This window comes from Sphingomonas sp. NBWT7, from assembly GCF_014217605.1.
GTDB lineage: Bacteria > Pseudomonadota > Alphaproteobacteria > Sphingomonadales > Sphingomonadaceae > Sphingomonas.
On the sequence record NZ_CP043639.1, the window covers coordinates 940,467 to 955,621 of the forward strand.

Sequence of the window (15,155 nt, forward strand, 5' to 3'; positions counted from 1 at the left end):
CGATCGATCGCTCCAATTGGCGCGCCATTTGATCGCTCGGCGACGACGGCAAGGTCGCGTCGTGGACTTATCCCGAAAGATACAAGTTCGGCACGGGCGGCGTCGTTTCCATCTAGGTCGAAGCTGCGACGGTAATAGCGCTCCGCCTCCTCGCGGCGACGCAACGATTTGAGCAGATGACCAAGATTGAGCGCGAGATCGGCATTATCCGGTTCGATCGCCTCGGCACGGCGATAGGCTTGCTCGGCACCATCGAGATCGCCGGCCTCCTTGGTCGCGTGACCGAGTTGAACCCAAATCGCGAACACCATTGGTTGCGCCTCGAGAAAGCGACGATAGTGTTCCATCGCGCCGCGCCAATCGCCGCGATCGCGCGCCTGATCGCCAAGCGTTCGATGCTTCGCGGCACCAGTTCGATGCGCGCCCGTGCCGAACAACGTCGCCGCTCGCCTGATCAGATCGTTCGCCATGCTAACCTATTCGAATTCGGAAACGGTGATGACAATATTTCTAGCCTGGTAAGGCAGAGCCGCCATAGTCGCTCTCGCTCGCCGGCCGCCACGGCATCGGACTAACGCTGCGATCGATATGCGCGAGAATTTCGCGAATGCTTGGTTCACGCAGCGTCGTGAACGGTACGGCGCCGCGCTGCCAATAGGGGCTGATGCCCGGATCGTCGTTCAGTGCCATACCCCAGCGGTTGATCAGGTCTGCGCGCTCACCTTCGTCCCACGCGATTTCGGCTTGGCTTCGATTGACACCGCGCGTGGCACCTTCGGCATGTATCGCTTCGATCGCCGGACAATAGCGGATGACAAGACCGCGCTCACGCAGCTTGAAACACAGATCGACATCGCTGTGCGCAACCATCAGTCGCTCGGCGTCGAACCCGCCGATCGCATCGAATGCCTCACGCCGAACGCCGAGGAAGGCACCGGTCACTGCGGCGACGTTATGCGCCAAGACATAGCGCCCGCCAGGCCCACGATCTCCCGCCGCCACGCCACGCCCCTCGTGCTCGATCCCCGTCGGACCGAAACCGGCCACCATGCCGGCGTGCTGAACGGTTGCGTTCGGATACAGCAACCGCGCGCCCAGCGCCCCCACGGCAGGATCTGCGAGCACCTGTGCGTAGATGTCGTCCCAGCCGGACGCCAGCATTTCGACATCGTCGTTGACGAAGGCGAGCAGTGGCGCAATCCCCACCGCGGCTCCCAGATTTGATGCTAGCGACCAATTGAATGGGGCGTCGAGCGGGATCACGCGTGCGATACGATCACGCGCCAGCGCTTCGAAAAGGGCTAAAGTCTCGGCTTCACGGCTCCGATTGTCGACAACGACGATATCCAACCGATCGGGCGCACGTGCCGTCGCCCTGAGCGACGTGATGGCGCGCGCGAGGAGCGCCGGCGAATCGCGCGTCGGTATGACGATGGTTATCGCGGTGTCGTCCATTGGCGTGGATGCTGCGCCCGACTGCATGTGCTGCGTGTGCGACCGCGACATCTCGCTATCCACCAGCCCTGAACGCGCCACGAGTGGCATCTCCATACGCGTCGCCAGTATGCGTGGGATGGCGGCAACCCGACCTGCGGCCACCCCTGCCGCCAAGAGCGCAGCACGAAGCTCACTCCCGGTTGCCGCTTTGCTTACAGCATCACCGGGGCGCTGCATGCCTGCAACCAGGGGCGGCGGGCCGTTCGCAAGCAATGCCGGATCGAACACCCCGTGTAACGCAGGATTGACACGCAGGATGTGATGCATCGGATCGGCGATGCCGTAATCATGATCCACCGTTACAGCCGCCGCACCGGTACGCACGAGGGCGAAAGCAATCCATCTCAGTCCCTCGGGATCGATAACGGTGCCGGCGTCCAGTACGACGACGGTTGCCTGATGGTCCTTCGACGCCGCCGACGTCATTCGATCGGTGTACGAGATTCGCGGATCAGTGGCGGCAAAGGCGCCGACGGGGTGATCGCGGATCACCGCAGGCGCAGCGACGATCGCGCGCCAGTCGCCATGCGATTGATCCTGCAGACTACGCAGTGTCGCACGCAACAGAAAGGGCTCGGTATCTAGGGCGTCGACCAGCACCAGCATCGGCGGGAGCGGCGCAGCGCTGGCTTGCGGCGGTGGTCGCACCGGAACGTCGCGTCGAAAAAGGTCATAGGCGGCGACCGGGTACCCCGATCGGGCGGACAGTCGATCACCGATGTCTCGCATGTCCGCGTGGCTTTCCGCTATGGCGGCGATATGCCGCCATCGCTCCGCCGAGTGCGCTTCTTCCGCATTATCATGCGGTAGCACGGCCTCGCGTAGCGCGCTTCTCATTGCCGGTCGGGGCAGTTTGGCAAGCGGCGGCAACGGCGGCATTACCGGCAACGGCGCCGCGCGCCGCGCGCGTCTTCCCCAGCCGATCATGCTGTCCCCAACATCGCGGTTGCATGGCGTAGCACCCGCGTCGTGACAAGCCGTCTCAACGCGATTGCCACCGGCGGCGGGGGTCGATTAGGGACAATCGTGATGGCCTCGATCACGCCCTTTTCGAACCCCGGAACGCCGGCCGCGAGCGGGCTAGCGCTCGACCCCTTCGGCTATTGGCCGGCACAGCGCAGCCGTATCAGGGGACTGGGCGGGCCGGAAAGGTCGGCAGACGTCAATTACGTTTTCCATACGCCCTATGTCGAAGTGCCGGCCGGCCCGTCGCGAGCCATCGTGTCATTCGAGGGACTGACGGCCGAAAGCGGGATGATCGCGGTCCGCATCTTTCAGCATCTGGAAAGCGGTAAGCCGGCCGTTACCGAACAGGGGAAATTGACCGCGCTTCTGCCTTCGATCGCCAAGACGCAACGCCCCATACGAATAGCGTTTACCGCGGTACCAGGCGCGAAATACGCTGTTACCGGATACGTCTTCGGTGAGTGCGCCGCGGAAGCGGCAGCGATCGGCGTTAACATCAGCGGACGTCACGCAGGTGCGGACGACGTATCACTGATACGCAGCGCGTTCGGACGGCTGCGTGCAAGACGCGTGGCCTCCTTGGCATCGGGTGATGTTCCGACGCTTTCCTGGCCGGTGTCGCAGGGTTTCACCCCCGAGCAGGCACGCGAGCCTCAGTTCCAGCAGATTGCCGCCGATCACCCGCGCACAGGTTCACTCGTTGACCAGTGGGAAACAGCCTACATCCTTCGCGTTCTTGATACGTACGGTCGGCTGACCAGTGGGGCGCGCGGCCTTTCGATCGCCACCGGGACGGACGAAGCGGCGACGCTTGCGCGAAAGGCAGGTTGCGAGATTGCCACCACCATCGCTTCTACCCCCGCCGGCGGTGGAACGGCTTGCTCATCAACTGCCTTGGCTGACACTCTCAACGACTTCATTTGGTCGCGCAGCGACGTATTGGGTGATCGTGGATCCGCTGCGGTGATTGGTGCGATCGAGGAATTGCTCGATCGGCTGCGTCCGGGTGGGCTTGCGATACAGATGGTCCGGCTGTCGGATGCGATCGATCGCCACGCGATCAACCGCATTGTGCTCGGCCTCGCCGCGCTCGGCCATATCGTCGCGCAGGTACGCCACGCAGATAGCGCCGGAAACGGGACGCCGTTCGGCATCGTCGTCCGCAAGTCGACCGACGACGACACCGCCTGAAGGTGATAGCGGGGTGCGTTCGGCCGCAAGTCGTCGGGCCTGTGAGGTAGATTGATGCGTTTCCTGGATCAGCAGGCGACCCCCGCCGATGTTCGTCGCCACAGCGAGGCACAGGGCGCCATCTTCGACATCTGGACGTTGCGTGGCGGCGCACGCTGGCGTCACGAAGCGGTGATCCGCGGCTTGTGCCACTCGGCCTATCTTGGCGAAGGCCGCGCGTTGTGCCGCGTGCTCGGTCGGTACAAGATGTATGTCGACACGAATGACGTAGGCATCGCCAGCCACCTGATGCTCGACGGTTATTGGGAGATGTGGAACACCGAGGCGATCATCTCACTCATCAAACCCGGAATGACCGTGCTCGATGTCGGCGCGCATTGCGGCTATTTCTCCGTGCTGATGGCCGATCTGGTCGGTGTGACCGGCCACGTCCACTCGTTCGAGCCAAACCCGCCGATCGCCGACCTGTTACGCCGATCGATCGCGGTGAACGGTTTCGCCGAACGCACGACGGTGCATGAAGTAGCGCTGGGTGACGTGGCCGGCATCGCCGCGCTGGACGTACCGGCGAACGAGCCGAAGAACGCGCATATCGTGCCGGGCGGTGTCGGAGAGACACTGCTGCAAGTGCCCTTGGTTCGCGCGGATCAGATCCCCGGCGCTGGCGCGGCCGACTTCATCAAGATCGATGCCGAAGGCGCGGAGGAATCGATCTGGCGCGGGTTGCGCGATATTCTCGCCGCGGATCGCCCGCTGACCATCCTGCTGGAATTCACGTCGGGGCGATATGCCGATCCCGCCGCATTTCTGGACGAGATCCTATCACATGGCTTCTCGCTTGGTATCATCGACCTCGAACACGGGATAGAGATGCGAACGGCGCGCCAGGTTCTCGAGCATTCGCCGGTCGACGATCAGATGCTGCTTCTCACGCGCGACTGATCAGCCGCGACGGTCGGCGAGTTCGTCGACAACCTGCAGAACAGTTTCGATATGGCTGCCCCAGCCAACCGGCGACCATTCGAGCAGGCGGTCGTATTGCGCTGCCCGGCGTGCCGAATCGGGTTTGGCGTAATCGAGGATCATGTCGAGCCAACCCAGCCCGTCGAGTGGATCAAGATATTCCGGAACATTACCGCCGACTTCACGCAACGAGGAAATGTCGCTGGCGATCACCGGCACGCCGGCGGCAAGCGCCTCCGCCACCGGCATGCCATATCCTTCGACAAACGACGGTAGCAGAACGGCGCGCGCGCCCGCGACCAGCTGCGCAAGCCTACGATCGTCGAGGTCTGCGTGTTCGATGACATGATCGCGCAGCAACACTGATCGCTCGAGTACGTCGATGACGTTCTCGTTTTCCCAGCCCCGCCGGCCAATCAACACGAGCTGCGGCGCCCCCTCCCCCATCCGCTCGACCATCCGGCGCCAGACGTTGAGCAGCAGCAGGTGATTCTTGCGCGGCTCGATCGTGCTGATGCACACGAAATACGGTCGCTCGTCCGTCTGCGCCAGCGATAACATTGGCGTGTCGCCCCACTCGCAGCCGAGATGCGCCACGCGCAGAATGCGGTTGCGCCTTGGGGTCAGGCGCGCGGCGAGGGCATCCAGCGTCGATTGCGAGTTCGCGATGATCCCGTCGGCGAAAGTATCGATCGATCGCACCCGTCGGGCGTGCTGCGCTGCCCCATTGGGGCGCGCGAATTCCGGGTGGGTCAGCGGGATCACGTCATGCACCAGCGCCACCATCCGCGCCCGCTCGGTCCGCAGGATGTTCCGCACCAGCAGCGTGTCCTCAAGGTGATGCGGCGAGGCCTGGATGTAGATGCGTGGGCCCAGCGGTACCGGTACCGCTCGCGGCCGCAGGGCGAAGAGATGCCGGATCGCCTGGGCGCGTACGTCGGCGGCGGCCTCACCCCGCGTTTGCCAACGCGCCTGGGTGAAGGCCAGAAACTGCCGAACGGCGCCGATCGGCAGCCGCCCGTAATAGCCGCCAGCGGGATGGACCGCCGCAAAGCGCAAGCGTTCGGGCACGCGGTTCAGAAGCTCGACCGCATAGGCGTATTCGACGCGGTCGATACCTGTCGGGGTCGTGAAATAGGCTCGGCTTAATAGGCGCGACAGATCGAACACGATCGGCCGGCGCGCGCGTTGATCGTGCCGCCCCGTCCCCGGCAGGCCCTTGCTGAACAACATTTTCGCTGGTGCGCGAAACGGTTTCAGCGCCAACGGACGATCCGTGTCACGTTGTCGGCGATCGGGCGAACCGGAGCCGTCAGCCGCGGGATGGCGTTCTCGACCAGCATCGCCAAGCCCTCCTCGCTAAGGAAGCCGCCACGGATTAACGAGCGATCGACGAAGACGCGCCGGACCGACGACCAGAGCGCCTCGTCGGGACGCGGCGGCGCCTGCCAGAAATCCTCCAGCGCGCCGCGATGCACCACGCCGTCGACATCGTAGACCGCCCGGCCAATCACCGCGACCGGGATGCCGAGATTGAGTGCCAGCGTGCCGACCGTACTGTTGACCATCACTGCGCCGGCGCTGTTGGGAAGGATCGCATTGAGATCCCCATCACCGATATAGACCACACGATCGCCGACCCCGTGCCGGCGGGCTAGCCGGGCGGTGATAGTACGCCACGGGACCAACCCGTTGTCCAACGGGTGCCGCTTCACCAACAGCTGCGCGTCGCGCGGCGCCGCCTCCGCGAAGTTCTTGATGATGAAACGCAGCGCAGCCCGCATATCATTGAACGGTGAATGGACGCGCAATTGGTAATCGGAATTCAGTTGCAGCGGCACGAGGAAGATGGGGCGCTGATCGCGTTCCTCGAGCACCCGGCGCAATGTTCGCCGTGACAGGCGGCGCTCAATCCCGCTGTTCGCCGCCCACAGAAACCAGCCGATCGCCTCGATCAGCGGACTATATGGCCGATGCGTCCGATAGAAGGGGTAGAGGGGCATCAGGAACATTGTCGCGAGCAGGTGACATATCGTTTCGATGGCACGGCGACGGAAGCTCGCCGCGATCGGCGGCCCGGCCGGTTCTGGAGGCAGCCGCTGCGCCTCCGCACGAAACCACGCCGGATCGCGAGGCAGGCGCGAATGGCCGTTCACCCCGCCCTCTTCCAATGTCACGAAATCCGGGCGGATATAGCCTTCTTCCAGGACATGAACGCGCAGGTCACGCACCTTTGCCATGCCGTGCGCGCTGGTGTGATGCGGCCGGCAATCGCCGAACAGAACGAGATCGGTGATTTCGTGCTTCACAAGATAATCGTCGACGAACACGGGCCACGACCGCAGCGTGCCACGATAATTCGTCGCCTGCCCCGGCCAGTCGAGCTGGTCGCCGCCGCACAGGTTGATCCGGTGCACCACGTGACCCCGCGACGCGAGCGCGCCGGCGAGCCGCGCGAAATACGACCCATGCGGACCTTGCAGAAACAGAAAGACGCGCCGCTCACCGTCCATCAGGCGCGGCCTTCGATCCGTCGCATCACACGACGCGTCGCGCCCAGCGTCCTGCGAAATCCAGTCAGCAGCGTATCCGAGCCGACCGCGTTGGCCGCGAGCCGATCGACCAGCACCTCGACCGGGCATGGCAGCAGCGTTACCGGATCGCGATAACGCGGCGCGAGAATGAGGCTGGTGGCGACCAGTGCGTCGAGCGCGAGGCGGCGCGTCCGACGTACCGGCATCGGGGCAAGATCGCGCGTCAGCCCCCAACCTGCGTAGAACGGAACGCCGTGCACGGTCACCGGTACGTCGCGCAGCAGTGCTTCGAAGCCGGTGAGCGATGAAACGACATGCACTGCATCTACGCGTTCGATCAGTGAGAGCAGCGATCCACCCCCCAATGTCAGATCGACGTGACGATCGCCGGCCAGATCACCGGCGCGCAGGCCAGTGCACACATCGGGATGCGGGCGATAGATGATGAATGCATCCGGCTCGCTCGCACGCACGCGTTCCACGAAACGCGCCGTGCCCGACGGCCCGCCGGCGTGCCTTACCGAAAGGTCGTCCGACACCTGCCCCACGGCCAGCACGATCCGGCGATCGGACGGAAGCGGGGGCAACGGCGTGGCGCGGTCGATCCCGTACTTGCCGATCCGTGCGGTGATGATGCGGCGCCGTAGCCGTGCTGCCCGCTCCAGTATATCGTCGTCGAACGCATGGTGTTGCAGCAGCTGTTCCACACTGCTTTCCCGCGTGGGATCGTAATGGATCCCACCCGTCGGATCGACGATGACGGACATCGGGGGACGGCATTCGACGCCGAGGCCCGAAGAGCGAATAAAGCCGTCCTCCACCTGCCACGCCGCACCGCCCCCGCGATCGATCTGCGTGGCGAAGCCGGGCGGTACACGCGACGGCCAATAGGCAATCGCCGCATCGGCAGCGGCGCCTCCCGTCATATCGCCGGCAGCGGCGAAAAGCAGCGACTTGCGACCGTTCCACAGAAATTGACGCATCGCGTCGCGTTTCCAAGCCGCCATGCCAACGGCCGCGCCGATCCGGCAATTTGCGTCGATCGTCCGTCGCCAATCGGCCAGGATGGTGATGGCCGCCTGTACGTCGATCGGCTCGCCGCTGAAGGGATCGCGGTAGGATGCGCCTTCCAGCGCGGCGATGACGGTTGCCGTCTTATCGCCCTCGCGGACGGCGCGCACGATCCGTGCGTCGGGGCCGTCGCTTTTTTGGTGTCGCCAGGGGTCATCATCGGACCAGAAGGCCCCGCCTACCTGAGCCGATCGAAGCAGTGCCAGCGTCCCATCGATGTCGTCGACCCGCGATCGTCCAGGGACCGACACCGCGGCGACGTGACGCGGCACCCACGGAAAGGGCGGCGACCGCAGGAAAAAGGAGGGCGTCGGCACCCTTCAGCCTCGCTCGTGGTCGCCTACGCTGCGTGCTCGCGCACGCCTGCGGCAATCAGCCAGCCGATCGCATAGACGACGAGCAGACCGCAAAACACCGTCAGAAGCGTCAACGCGCGCTTGGGATATAGTGATTTGACCGGCCTGTTCGGCTCGACGATTCGCGCGACATACAGCTGCTGGCGTACCGCATTCTGCCGCGCCGCCTCGTAGCTAGCGCTCGCCGCTTCATACCTTTTGGCAAGCAATTCCTGCTGGATGCGCAGCCGTTCATAACCGCCAAGTCCGGCGGCGATCGTGCTGGATCCCCCCGTCAGCCGCCCGTTCTGCGCCGCCAATTGGCGCTCGAGGCTGCGGATCTGCTGCTGCAATGCCTCAACCTGTGGGCTGGCCCCGCCGATCAGCGCCTGCGTCGTTGCAAGCTGCGCACGCGCCGCGGACAGTTCCTGCGACAGGCGGGAGACAAGGGCGATCTGCGCCTGGGCGGTCCCCGCCGGATCGACGTCGCGCTCCGACTGGCGGAAACGGGTCATCTGCGTTTGGACCTGCCCCAATGCACGTTCCGCCTCGTCGAGCTGGCGACGGGACAGCGCCACAGCGTCGGCGAACCCGCGGATGTTGATCTCGTTCACCCGCTGCTCCCCCAGCATTAGCAGCGTGCTGGTGAGACGATAGGCATCGTCCGGACGAAAGGCCCGCGCCTTCAGCGTGGTGATGCCGGTATCGGTGTCGTAGTAAACGTCGACCTGCTTCTGATAATAGCGCAGCAGATACTCGGGCGTCGGTGATTCCATCGGCAAACGGCTGCCGATATCCGCTTCCGGTCGCCGGAACAGTTTCACCAGATCGAGTCGCTTCTGCAGGGTGTCGACCACGTCGTGCGACGTCAGATAATCAGACACGCTCTGTGCTTCGCCCGATGCAGCGCCGCCCGCCGCCCCGCCCAGTCCGAGCGCGGCGCCAATCCCGCTGGCAGGCGCAGCGGTCGTTCCGCCCTGCGTGCGCACCAGGAAATGGGCTTCGGACACATATTGGTTCGACGCGAGCGCGTAGAGATAGGTCGCCAGTAGCAGCGTCGGCGCCACGACCACGAGGAGGAACCATTTGTTGCGCCGAGCGAAGCGCGCCAGGCGCTCGCCCGGCGAAAGCGACGGCGCGGCCTGGACTTCCGCCGGCGTCATGAAACCGTGCACGTAGTTTTCCCCTCGTCCGCCCGCTCGCCGCTGACGACGCGCCCTACGGCTTGTGAATACGCTGGCGCGCCGTCGAAATCAAAAGAAGACCGATCAGCAGTGTGCCGAGAATCCAAGCAGCGAGATAATAGCCGTCGATATATTCGGGATGTGCCGATTTGAACCAGCCGTAGCGCATGATCTCATAGATGTGGACGAGCGGAATCTTCAGCAGGAAATCGCGAATACCGCCCGGCAACCCGTTCATCACGAAGAAGGCGCCGGACAACGGCATCATGATATAGACCATCGGATGGATCAGCCGCCCGACCGCGGGGCGCTCGTGCGTCAATCCGCACACGACGAGTGAAAGCGCAAAGGATTGCAGAAACATCAGTGCGACACCGAACAGGTAGATGAGCGGCCGTTCGGGCGGATTGGCAATGCCGGTGGCGACGGCCAACCCCATGAGAATGGTGAATGCCATGAAGGTGCCCGCCTGTTCGAGCAACGCGCGCGACACCAGAATGTCGATCGGCTTGATGATCCGGTGATAGAATAACGACAGACTACTCTCGAGCGCGCCCTCCGATCGGCTGACCATCGAACGGAAGGTCATGAAGTTGCAATAGCCGATCAGCGCCATCGGAACCGGCTTCATGTCCCCCGAGAAATGATTTGGCGTGCGCGAATGCAGCAGGCCGATCGCGCTGGCGAGCAGCAGCGGCTCGAGGATCAGCCAGAGATATCCGATATTCTGGCGGCCATAGCGCGTGTGCAAGTCGCGCAGGATCAACGCGGCGATAACACGGCGCTGAACGCGAAAACCACGACGGAGCGATCCGTGCATTCGCGGCCGATCGTCGATCACGCTCGCCATGTTATACGCACTGCCCCCGGGTTTTACTGAAGGACGGCTAGCCGATCGCAGGCTCAGCGAAAAGGGCCGTGCGTCGCCGGGGCCTCGAGGACACGCGTATAGAGTGCGTGCAGCGCTCGACGATGCGCGTCGAGGCCATAACGCGCCGATTGGGCGTAGCCGGCGGCGGAGAGCCGCAATCGCAATGCCGCCGACGCGTCGATCCGCCGTATTGCACCCGCCAGCGCCCCGACATCGTACGGATCGATCAACAGCGCAGCGTCCCCCGCCACTTCGGGCAGCGACGCCCTGTCGCTGGTGATGACCGGCACCCCACGCTGCATCGCCTCGAGCACCGGAAGTCCGAACCCTTCATAGAGCGACGGAAACACGACGGCGCGGGCATTGGCGACGAGATGCATCAGCAGCCGCCGTGGCAGGTAATCGAGCTGGACGATCCTCGCGCCGCCTGCCCCGCCGCGCTTGGCGATCGCCTCGGCGAGCCGCAATTCCTCGGTTTGCTGCCAGCCGCGCGCACCGACGATGACAAGCGGCGCTGCACTGTCCGTCGATAGATACGCCTCGATCAGCCGTGCGATATTCTTCTTCGGCTCGATCGCGCCGAAATAAAGGAAGTAGCCACCGGGTGGCAGGCCGAATACCGCGCCAACGTCGACCGCCTCGTCAACATCGCTCTCCGGGACCGGGGCGTGCTGGTAGGTATTGGTGATCCGATCAGGGTTGGCGCCAAACAGGTCGATGATGTCGCGGCGACTTGATTCGGAAACCGTCACCACATGGTCGCCTTGCGCGATGCAGCGTTCGATCAGCCGGAAATAGAGACGCTTTCGGTCGAGCGTGGCGAAGGGCAGTTTCAGCGGCACCAGATCATGCAGCGTATAGATGTTGCGCGCGCCAGCTATCCGCACCGGAACCGGATAGGTCCAGTGCATGATGGCAGGCGGCCTGGACACCTCAACCTCAAGCAGGCGCTGGGTGCGACGGAAGTAACGGTCGGCGCGCTCGAACAAGAAGGCAGCGCTGTACAAGCGGTCGAACGTCGGCAGGCGGTCGGCGAAACCCTGTCGCTCGATCGCATCGCTCTGTGGTATGTCGGTTAAAGCCAACCCGCGCCGGGTAGTTACACGATCGATCAGGCCACGGGCCCAGGCGGGTCCGCGCCGCGGCGGCAGGCCGCGCCCCAGTGCTTCGTAATAGAGGATTTCGCGTAGCCTGGGGTCGCGACCCACCGGCATCCCGAATATGCCATGCAGCGGCAGGCCAAGGGCGCGCACGGCCTCCGCCACCGCCAGTCCATAGGTAGCGACACCCGTACCATGCGGCAGGATCAGATTGTAGCCGTCGATCCCGATCGCCGGTACGTCGGCAGCGCTATCCCCCATGGTTGCCACGCCTAACTCACCAAACGGGAATCGCCAGCGAATTCGCGGTGCAGCGCGCGAACACGTTCGCCGAAGGCGATCGGCGTGAACCTGGCCACGTGGCCCAGTCCGCGCTCGCTGAGCGCGCGCCGGAGGTCCCGGTCCCGGCTCAAGGCGAGCAGGCCGCCCGCGATCGCGTCGACGTCGCTCGGATCGACGAGCAGCGCCGCGCGGCCAGCGATCTCGGCGACGGCGCCGTTATTCGACGCGAGCACAGGCGTTCCCAGCGCCATCGCCTCGATCACCGGCAAGCCAAATCCTTCCGCGAGCGACGGCAACAGCAGTGCGCGAGCCTGGCAGATCAGCGATACAAGTGCGTCGCGCGGCTGATAGGGCAGGACGATTACACCGTCCGGCATCGGCACACCGGCAAACGATGGCCCTGCGAGGACGAGCGGCTCGACGACGCCGCTTGCCTGCCACCCCGCAATCAATCGCGGCAGGTTTTTTCTGGGTTCTGCCAAGCCGCAGAATAGAAAATAGTCCTTGCCCACCAGACCGGCCGGCAGTGGCCGCGACGGCTGATCGAGGTCGCTCACCGCGGCGCCAGCGTTGACGATACGATCGGACGAGATCGAAAGCGTCGCGATTATCGCATCACGCGCATGGTCCGATACCGTGACGATGCGGTCAGCGACCGATGCGACCGCCTCAAGGCGTCGGCGCAGTCCCGCCGGCCCGATAGGGGACAGGGACGGATCGGTCAGCGGGATGACGTCGTGCACGGTGTACAGATTGATCCAGCCGGCCACACGCGCAGGGATTGGGTACGTCCAATGCATGATGCCCGGCCGCCCGGGCGCCTGCAGCTCCAGCAATTTGCCGGTGGCCGCGAAGCGCGCATGCGCTAGCCTGAATACGTCGCTGGCGAGAAACCGCTGGCCATCATCTTCGAGACGGACCGCCCCCGGCCATCTTGCGCGAAGCCCGCGCCACACGATTTCCGGCCAGTGATTGCCTGCATGCAGCGCTCCGCGCCGCGCGTCATCGAGGATCATCGCCGCCGGGCCGGTGGCGGCCAGCGCCGTGCAAAGTCCGCGTGCGTAACTTGCCACGCCCGTCGCCTCTGTCGCCGCCAGTCGTCCGTCGACGCAAACCGGCACCTTTTGCATAGCGTCACGATCCACTATCGTTGGCCGACACAATCGATTGGCCCGCGATGATCGTCCTCGACAACGTTTCCAAGGTCTATCACGGGCATAACGTCGACAACGAAGTGCTGCGCGATGTCAACCTCGTCATCCGCCCCGGCGACTCGATCGGCGTCTGCGGCGCCAACGGTGCGGGCAAATCGACGCTGATGAAGCTGCTGGCGGGGGTCGAGCGGCCGACGACCGGCAGAATCTCGCGAACGATGTCGGTTTCGTGGCCGATCGGATATACCACGGCCTTCCACCCCAGCCTGACGGGCGCCGACAACGCGAAGTTCATCGCCCGCATCTACGGCGTCGATGAGCGCGAGCTGCTTGCCTTCGTGAGCGATTTCGCGCAGCTCGGCTCTTACCTGCATGAGCCGATTCGTACCTATTCGGCCGGTATGTCGGCCCGGCTGGCGTTCGGCGTCTCGCTCGCTATCAAGTTCGACTGTTACCTCGTCGATGAAGTCACCGGCGCGGGTGACGAGCGGTTCAAGGTAAAGTCCGAGGAAGCACTGCATGAGCGCCGTGAGCGCGGAACTCTGGTGATGGTGTCTCACGATACCAACACGCTGTTCCGTTATTGCCAGCGTGGCGCTGTAGTCTACGGCGGTGCCGTCACGCTTTACGATACCATCGCGGAGGCGGCGGACGTTCATCATCGACTGCAAAGCCTTGGAGCGCGCGCACGCGAAGTCGAGCGTGCGGACGCTGTGGCATAGCCTCTGTACGCGAGGCGGATTGTCTTCGTCACGTCCACGCGATACCTGCTTTTCCTTGCGGGGTACCGGGCCGTGCAGGGCCTATGGGTGGGGATTCTTTATGCGCATTGCCGGTTTTCTCGGATCGTCGCGTGCGGTTATCGCCGCGCTCACGGCCGGGCCGTTGCTGGCGGGCTGTTCGACGCTGCCCAGCGCGGGGCCGACGGCGGCGCAGATAAACCAGGCGCTGGTTTCGCATAACCAGACCGGCTTCACGATCGTCGATATCGACGCTCAGTCGGCCCCCGCGCTGGCCTTCACCCCGCCCGCGCCCGGTGCGCTCGCAAGCTTGGCACGCGAAGGGCGGATCGACACGATCGGTCCGGGTGACGTGCTCGACGTCAATCTCTTCGAGGTGGGGGTTACGCTTTTTACGGCACAGACGACGGGCCCGGCTCAGGGAGGTACCTTCAATCCCTCTGCGCGCGGTACCCCGCTCGGTCCGGTGCGTGTCGATGCGGGCGGCAATATCCAGCTTCCGTACATCGGTCGCCTCGCGGTCAGCGGCAAGACGCCGGGCGAGGTGGAAGGAATGATCGAACGCGGACTGCGCGGCCTGTCGCAGCGGCCGCAGGCGCTCGTGTCGATCCGCAACAACGCCTTCAACGTCTTCTACGTCTCGGGCGACGTCCGCACGCCTGGCCGGTACGAACTCGCTCTTCCGCGCGAACGATTGCTGGATGCCCTCGCGCGCGCCGGCGGCACCGTGAACCAGCCCGATGACATGGTCGTCCGCATCACCCGTGATGGCGTGTCGGCCGAGACCCGCCTGTCGGCGGTCGACGTAGCCGGGCCTCAGAACGTCGCTTTGCTGCCGGGCGACCGGGTCGAACTGTTCAATCGTCCGCGCACTTTCCTGGTCTTCGGCGCGAGTGAAAAGGTCAGCCAAGTCGCTTTCGGCGCGAACCAGCTTTCGCTCGCGGAGGCGCTTGCCCGCGTCGGCGGCCCTAGCGAGCGGATTGCCGACGCCTCCGCCGTCTATCTCTTCCGCTACACGCCAACGGCGAGCGGGGCCGACGGCACGACGCCCGTCATCTACCGCCTGAACATGATCCGCCCCGACAGTTATTTCCTATCGCAGCGGGTGGGGATGCACGACAAGGACGTCATCTATATCGCCACTGCGCGCGCCAATGCGCCAGCGAAGCTCGCACAGATCCTTGGCCAGCTCTTCTCGCCGATCCTCGCGGTACGGGCGGTCACCAACTGATCGGATCGTTGGAGATGATCTGCCGATCCGACATGA

13 protein-coding genes and 1 pseudogene are annotated in these 15,155 nt (G+C 64.5%); 5 read left to right on the forward strand and 9 right to left on the reverse strand.

What is annotated here, in order from left to right; all coding sequences use genetic code 11:
• Positions 1-146 precede the first annotated feature (146 nt).
• Together F1C10_RS16910 and F1C10_RS04725 are read right to left on the reverse strand one after the other, a co-directional pair.
• Positions 147-218 (reverse strand): annotated as a pseudogene (locus tag F1C10_RS16910) (hypothetical protein); the annotation flags it as partial.
• 292 nt (positions 219-510) lie between these two features.
• Positions 511-2,424, reverse strand: a complete 1,914-nt coding sequence (locus F1C10_RS04725; protein WP_185209217.1) for a glycosyltransferase — start codon at positions 2,422-2,424, stop codon at positions 511-513.
• A 102-nt stretch (positions 2,425-2,526) separates the two neighbouring features.
• On the opposite strand from F1C10_RS04725, the gene F1C10_RS04730 reads away from it, so the two are divergent.
• Positions 2,527-3,654, forward strand: a complete 1,128-nt coding sequence (locus tag F1C10_RS04730; protein WP_185209219.1) for a hypothetical protein — start codon at positions 2,527-2,529, stop codon at positions 3,652-3,654.
• A 54-nt stretch (positions 3,655-3,708) separates the two neighbouring features.
• Positions 3,709-4,596, forward strand: coding sequence for an FkbM family methyltransferase (locus F1C10_RS04735; protein ID WP_185209221.1), 888 nt, complete (start codon positions 3,709-3,711; stop codon positions 4,594-4,596).
• On the opposite strand, the gene F1C10_RS04740 is transcribed toward F1C10_RS04735, so the two are convergent.
• The 5 genes from F1C10_RS04740 to F1C10_RS04760 all read right to left on the reverse strand — a co-directional run bounded on the left by F1C10_RS04740 (position 4,597) and on the right by F1C10_RS04760 (position 10,507).
• Positions 4,597-5,883, reverse strand: coding sequence for a glycosyltransferase family 4 protein (locus F1C10_RS04740; protein WP_374939366.1), 1,287 nt, complete (start codon positions 5,881-5,883; stop codon positions 4,597-4,599).
• Positions 5,874-7,130, reverse strand: coding sequence for a capsule biosynthesis protein (locus F1C10_RS04745; protein WP_185209223.1), 1,257 nt, complete (start codon positions 7,128-7,130; stop codon positions 5,874-5,876). Before F1C10_RS04745 ends, F1C10_RS04740 begins: the two co-directional genes overlap by 10 nt.
• The gene (locus F1C10_RS04750; protein WP_185209225.1) at positions 7,130-8,332 is read right to left on the reverse strand and encodes a beta-3-deoxy-D-manno-oct-2-ulosonic acid transferase; all 1,203 of its coding nucleotides are present in this window, start codon (positions 8,330-8,332) and stop codon (positions 7,130-7,132) included. The genes F1C10_RS04745 and F1C10_RS04750 overlap by 1 nt, the downstream gene beginning before the upstream one ends.
• A gap of 230 nt (positions 8,333-8,562) precedes the next feature.
• Entirely contained in the window at positions 8,563-9,732 is a 1,170-nt protein-coding gene (locus tag F1C10_RS04755; protein ID WP_258043070.1) for a lipopolysaccharide biosynthesis protein, read from the reverse strand.
• A 43-nt stretch (positions 9,733-9,775) separates the two neighbouring features.
• Positions 9,776-10,507 carry an ABC transporter permease gene (locus tag F1C10_RS04760; protein ID WP_219729791.1) on the reverse strand — a complete coding sequence of 244 codons (732 nt, stop codon included), beginning with the start codon at positions 10,505-10,507 and terminating at the stop codon, positions 9,776-9,778.
• On the opposite strand from F1C10_RS04760, the gene F1C10_RS16550 reads away from it, so the two are divergent.
• Entirely contained in the window at positions 10,403-10,621 is a 219-nt protein-coding gene (locus F1C10_RS16550; protein ID WP_219729821.1) for a hypothetical protein, read from the forward strand. The genes F1C10_RS04760 and F1C10_RS16550 overlap by 105 nt on opposite strands.
• 23 nt (positions 10,622-10,644) lie before the next feature.
• Here the strand turns inward: F1C10_RS16550 and F1C10_RS04765 are convergent, their stop codons facing one another.
• The gene (locus F1C10_RS04765) at positions 10,645-11,877 is read right to left on the reverse strand and encodes a glycosyltransferase family 1 protein (protein ID WP_258043071.1); all 1,233 of its coding nucleotides are present in this window, start codon (positions 11,875-11,877) and stop codon (positions 10,645-10,647) included.
• Positions 11,878-11,984: 107 nt separating this feature from the next.
• Positions 11,985-13,124: a glycosyltransferase family 1 protein gene (locus F1C10_RS04770; RefSeq protein ID WP_185209231.1), complete on the reverse strand. Its 1,140-nt coding sequence runs from the start codon at positions 13,122-13,124 to the stop codon at positions 11,985-11,987.
• Between the two features lie 47 nt (positions 13,125-13,171).
• Here F1C10_RS04770 and F1C10_RS04775 point away from each other — a divergent pair, with 47 nt between their 5' ends.
• A complete protein-coding gene (locus F1C10_RS04775; protein WP_185209233.1) occupies positions 13,172-13,870 on the forward strand; it encodes an ABC transporter ATP-binding protein in 699 nt (232 codons plus the stop codon).
• A 100-nt stretch (positions 13,871-13,970) separates the two neighbouring features.
• Positions 13,971-15,119 carry a polysaccharide biosynthesis/export family protein gene (locus F1C10_RS04780; protein WP_185209235.1) on the forward strand — a complete coding sequence of 383 codons (1,149 nt, stop codon included), beginning with the start codon at positions 13,971-13,973 and terminating at the stop codon, positions 15,117-15,119.
• Positions 15,120-15,155 lie beyond the last annotated feature (36 nt).